General features: G+C 32.2%; 3 protein-coding genes. All 3 read right to left on the bottom strand.

Annotated elements, in window-relative coordinates; genetic code table 11:
* On the bottom strand, positions 1-567 hold a 567-nt coding region (locus tag JFC08_RS13540; RefSeq protein WP_198331100.1), incomplete at its 3' end, for a hypothetical protein.
* A gap of 6 nt (positions 568-573) precedes the next feature.
* Entirely contained in the window at positions 574-1,107 is a 534-nt protein-coding gene (locus tag JFC08_RS13535) for a glycine-rich domain-containing protein (RefSeq protein ID WP_198331099.1), read from the bottom strand.
* 214 nt (positions 1,108-1,321) lie between these two features.
* Complete coding sequence (locus tag JFC08_RS13530; protein ID WP_198331098.1) at positions 1,322-1,768, bottom strand: hypothetical protein; 447 nt, start codon at positions 1,766-1,768, stop codon at positions 1,322-1,324.
* Between the last annotated feature and the right edge of the window lie 173 nt (positions 1,769-1,941).

Here is a 1,941-nt window from a genome sequence, read left to right as displayed (position 1 = left end):
AAATTTACCCTTGTCGTTATATAAAATAGGGTGCTTAGTAGTAATAGGTTTTTTATCAGAACCATAATTAATGCCTAAGGACATCATTGGAAATTGATAAGAAAGCAATTCATCTAAAAAAGACGTGTCATTTGCCTTTAGATACTCTACAACTTCTTTTATTACAACCACGCCATTACTTACATCTAAATAAGGGTCTTCTTTACTAACCGTTATAAAGCCATAATGCGGCTGTTTTTGAAGCGAAATTGCATCGTCATTATGTAAGTCTAACTTTCCATGATAACATCCAGTATAATCACAATCTACTTTTATCCCAGTGCTTTCAACTTCACCATAGTAAACGCCAAACTGCTTTACTAAAGATGAAAATATGTCTTTATTACCATCTATAGGAAAGTTTCTCAAGACGACAAATTCATTTCTCTTTATTAATTCTTTTATTGAGCTCACTACTTGTTGTAAATGAGATGTTTTGTATAAATTAGATAATTCACTAGATGAAGCTTTATCAAAAATTATTTTAGTTTCATGAAAAACTTCATCAGATAAAGAAAGTATAGTCACTTAATTTTACCTACAACTTGAGCCATTACCTGAACGGCATCCACATGAGGCTGCTTCTTTTGAGTTATATCCTAAGCTATTAATACCAAAATGATATTCAAATAATTTTTTAGTTAGCTCAAAACCAGCTTCTAAATCTTTTTCAGTCTCGTGATCTGTCAATCCAAAATATGGGTAGTGATGAATCATATGACCACAGATTTCTATACAATCTTTATAATACTTTTTTGTGTCTAAAATATGTGCATGCCAAAATTCATCTATTAAAGAACTAGGAGCAAATGATAAGTCTTCATAAATAACTTGTATTGCAAGCCATTTTTGATAAAGAGGGATAGTATGGTTGATTTTATCCATACTCCAACCATATTCTTTATTTAATTTATAACCATGCGGTGTTAGATCGATCTGTTCAACTTTTGCAAGAACTGAATTTACAGCTTCTTGACTAAAGAAGTTATTACCAATATGGGTAATAATACTGTTATTTCTGATAGCTTTGAAATCATTGATAGATTCGGAGTTAAATACAATGTTCATTATTAATCCTTATGTTACTTGGCTCAGTAAAAGCAATACGTGCTTACTATAGCTGAATTGATTTGGAATTAATAGACTAGACTAAGAAAATAGCTTTGGTTATCTTTTTTTATTTAAAATAGTTAGTCTTATATAAATCTACCCCAATGGAGCTACTTATAATAGACTATTTTAGGTGTTTACGTTCATCATGGTATGTTCATGAATGAAAGATTTAAATGAGCATCAACTGAATGTCAACTTCTTCATCCATGACTAACATGATATGAACGATAAACCTTAGTAATGAGGAATAGCGTACCTTTCCCGCATTTTTATCGGGTATACAAATGCCAAAAATCCAAGTTGAAAACCTGTTGTTTTCATATTTTTTCATATTCTTCATTTCAGCCAAGTCTTGAACGGCTTCAATCAACTTCTTGTTACTGGTCACTAGCCACGCTTTTTTGTTAGGTAATAGGTAAGTGCTAATCTTCAAGAACCGTTTAAAGTCGTTAAGGCTTTTTTCCGGGAATGAGATAGTAGCTGAGTGCGCAGTGATGCCCGAAGATACCTTCGTGAGATACCACTGATAATCATCATTATTTTCACGACGTAAGCTCATAAGATTTTTAAAAAACATACCTAAAAGTCTGTACTCAATACGTTCATAAATACGCATAGGTGTTATTTGATCTTTTTCACGTACAAATCGATAATGTCCAGGTGTTTTTGTAGTAAGCGCTGCAACTTTTTTAGCTCTCTCTACTAGGGCGTGTCCCTAATTCAGTTTGCAATGAATCATAGTACAAGCTAGATACAGCATAGACTTATAATTACGAGCCAATTTTTCGT

It is taken from the genome of Psychrobacter cibarius (assembly GCF_016107535.1).
In the GTDB taxonomy this organism is placed as follows: domain Bacteria; phylum Pseudomonadota; class Gammaproteobacteria; order Pseudomonadales; family Moraxellaceae; genus Psychrobacter; species Psychrobacter cibarius.
Note: the sequence above shows the minus strand (reverse complement) of the source record. Positions and strands in the feature narration are given on the sequence as shown.

Coding starts and splice junctions, on each gene's coding strand:
- JFC08_RS13535 (WP_198331099.1), bottom strand. CDS start 1,107: ATGAACATTGTATTTAACTCCGAATCTATCAATGATTTCAAAGCTATC.
- JFC08_RS13530 (WP_198331098.1), bottom strand. CDS start 1,768: ATGCGTATTTATGAACGTATTGAGTACAGACTTTTAGGTATGTTTTTT.